We start from the raw sequence: 3,126 nt of genomic DNA on the forward strand, positions 1-3,126 counted from the left end.
ATATTCAGCTTACGTTCGAACGCTTCCCGATGGATATCCACCTGTTCCTCAGAGGGAGCGTTCATCTTCGAAATGGCAAATCCAATATACGCTTCGATATCGGCTAATCTTCCGGCATCCCTCGGAGAGACGAGGGTTATGGCGCTGCCGGTGTGACCAGCTCGCCCCGTACGTCCCGTGCGGTGAACGTAGCTCTCCTTCTCCAGCGGGATATCGTAGTTAATGACATGGGTGATATTGGAGATATCAATCCCCCTGGCGGCCACATCGGTCGCAATTAGATAGCGGAATTGTCCTCGCCGGAAGGCATGCATCACCTCGAAACGCTCTTCCTGCTCCATGCCGCCATGAATCCGATCGCACGGATACCCGAGATCAGCCAGTGCCCGAAATAGGGTATCTACATGCTCTTGCGTCCGGCAAAACACAATACAGCTATCTGGATTTTCAACAATGAGCAGATGCTGAAGAACGGCGAGTTTATCGGCCTCTCTAACCTGGACTTGTGCGTGTTCAATCGTCGCTGTCGTGAGTCCGCTTGCCTGAATCTCGATCTGCTCCGGGCGATTCATATACTTATGGGCCAATTTAGCCACATCCTCAGGAAACGTAGCCGAGAACAGCATGGTTACCCTGTCGCGCGGGAGCGCTTGAATGATCGTCTGCACTTGTTCAATAAAGCCCATGTTCAGCATCTCATCGGCTTCGTCAATGACGAGATGTGTAATCCGATCCAGCGACAATGATCCGCGTTGAATATGGTCCAGGACGCGCCCTGGTGTGCCGACAACGATATGTGTTCTTTGTTTGAGCTCGGCTTTTTGCATATGGAACGGATGTCTACCGTATAGAGGCGTTGCCTTGATCCGCTTAAAGCGTCCAATATTTGTAATGTCCTCGTTGACCTGTAAGGCGAGTTCACGGGTGGGGGTTAGGATTAAGGCTTGCGGCTTATTCTCATTCCACTCGACCTGCTCGCAGAGCGGAATGCCGTAGGCGGCGGTTTTGCCGCTGCCGGTCTGGGATTTGACCACAAGATCCCGTTTCTCCAGCGCAACCGGTATGACCTCTGCCTGCACCTCGGTTGGCCTCGTATAGCCAAGGCTATCGAGCGCTCTCCGAATCTCTTCACTTAATCGATAATCTGTAAACTGCTTCTCGTTCATCCTTAACCTCATCTACGTTATATTCGAATACCTATATATACAGGCTTATACCATGCATCTATCGTATACTTATCTATTATACTCGGAATCTCTTGATTGTATTTGGTTTATCCAGAAATCAGGGGTGGTACTGCTACCTCTGCATTAGCTTGTTCTGTTCGAGTGAAATGATTTCAAATGAATTTGAAGCATGGCGACGGTTTCTGCGCGCTTTGTAAATAAAACTATATGATATCTAGTGTAATAGATTATCCCTCGATTCGCGTAACTTCGACGAAACTCGTGTGGATTTGACCGGAAATTCACCGGAATGACTTGATATTTGCAAGGTGTCCCTTAGAATGTAGAGAGAAGGAAGTCAAGCGGGGGAGTTTGTGAACATGAATGAAGTATTGATACGAAATAACGTGAAAGTCATGGGTTCGGGCGAGCGTACGCTCCTGTTTGCGCATGGGTTTGGTTGTGATCAAAATATGTGGAGATATATAACGCCGGCATTCGAGCAGGACTATCGCATCGTTCTGTTTGATTATGTCGGCTCGGGAAATTCCGATCAATCGGTATACACCTCGGAGCGGTATAGCAGCCTGGACGGCTATGTACAGGATGTACTGGACGTAATCGAAGCACTGAAGCTGGAAGAAGTCGTATGTATAGGCCACTCTGTCAGTTCCATGATTGGAATGCTCGCCTCCATCCGTCGGCCGGAATTATTCGATCGATTGGTGATGATTGGGCCATCCGCCCGTTATTTGAACGATGACGGTTACGTCGGCGGCTTTGACAAAAGCGATGTGCTGGAGCTATTGGCAATGATGGAGATGAATTTTGCGGGATGGGCAAGCTTCCTTGCACCGATCGCGATGAATAATCCAGAGCTGCCGAAGTTGACGAAGGAATTGGAGCGAAGCTTTATTCAGGCCGATCCGGCGATTACCCGGGAGTTCGCCGAGGTAACCTTCTTCTCCGACTGCCGCCATGAGTTATCCCGGACTACGGTCCCTTCTTTAATTATGCAATGCTCCGATGACAGCATTGTCCCGATCGCGGCCGGCGAATATCTGCACCAACATTTGAACAACAGTACGTTCCGTCTCATGGAGGCGAAGGGCCATTATCCGCATATCAGTCATCCGGCGGAAACCGTAGCATGGATTCAGGAGTATCTGAGGTAAGTTTACTGCAATTCGATAAGGCCCCGTACGGAAAGGATCGATCGATAAACGATGGATGAGCGATTGAAATATGCACCATGCGGCTATGTTTCCATTACCCCCAAAGGCATCGTGCGAGAGGTAAATCAGACCTTCCTTGATATGTTGGGATACCGGGAAGAGGACGTAGTGCAGCAGCATGTCGAGGCGATGATGTCAACGGCGAACAAGTTGATCTTTCACTCCTACTTCTACCCTCATATTCATCTTGATGGGCATGTAGAGGAACTGTTCATCCGTTTGAAGGATAGCCGCGGGGAATCCATACCGTTCATTCTGAATGGACGAAAGTTTGAGCAAGGCGGCCAGGAATGGCTGGATTGCGTGCTGGTACAGATGGGAAAGCGCATCGATTACGAGATGGAACTGCGCAGTGCCAAGAAGCAGATCGAAGAGGCTTATTGGGAGAAGGATCGGGCACTTGGTGAGTTGCAGCATATTCACATGGAGATTGAACGGAAGCAGACGGAGCTGATGGAGATCAATGCCGTGTTGGTCGAACTGTCGAATACGGACAAGCTTACCGGGCTGAAGAACCGTAGATACTTTCAAGAGAAGCTCGAGGAGCATTTGCAATGGTATCGACAGACACATCAGCCATTCTCGTTATTCCTGATCGATATCGATCATTTCAAGCGCGTGAACGACACTTGGGGACATGCGCGAGGGGACGAGGTTCTGTCGAGTGTGGCGGGCATCCTGCTCGCTAGTGCTCGTGAGCAGGATATCGTAGCGCGTTATGGCGG

At 49.9% G+C, this 3,126-nt stretch carries 3 protein-coding genes; 2 read left to right on the forward strand and 1 reads right to left on the reverse strand.

Features of this window, described 5'->3' with window-relative positions; translation table 11 throughout:
• Nucleotides 1–1,166, reverse strand: a 1,166-nt coding sequence (locus ACFRAK_RS27390) for a DEAD/DEAH box helicase (RefSeq protein WP_394572941.1), incomplete at its 3' end; no start/stop codon positions are given.
• A gap of 380 nt (nucleotides 1,167–1,546) precedes the next feature.
• Here ACFRAK_RS27390 and ACFRAK_RS27395 point away from each other — a divergent pair.
• Nucleotides 1,547–2,341: an alpha/beta fold hydrolase gene (locus tag ACFRAK_RS27395; RefSeq protein ID WP_394572942.1), complete on the forward strand. Its 795-nt coding sequence runs from the start codon at nucleotides 1,547–1,549 to the stop codon at nucleotides 2,339–2,341.
• Nucleotides 2,342–2,392: 51 nt separating this feature from the next.
• Nucleotides 2,393–3,126: sensor domain-containing diguanylate cyclase (locus tag ACFRAK_RS27400; RefSeq protein WP_394572943.1), on the forward strand; the 734-nt coding region annotated here is incomplete at its 3' end.

Source organism: Peribacillus sp. NPDC056705 (assembly GCF_043656335.1).

Coding starts and splice junctions, on each gene's coding strand:
- ACFRAK_RS27395 (WP_394572942.1), top strand. CDS start 1,547: ATGAATGAAGTATTGATACGAAATAACGTGAAAGTCATGGGTTCGGGC.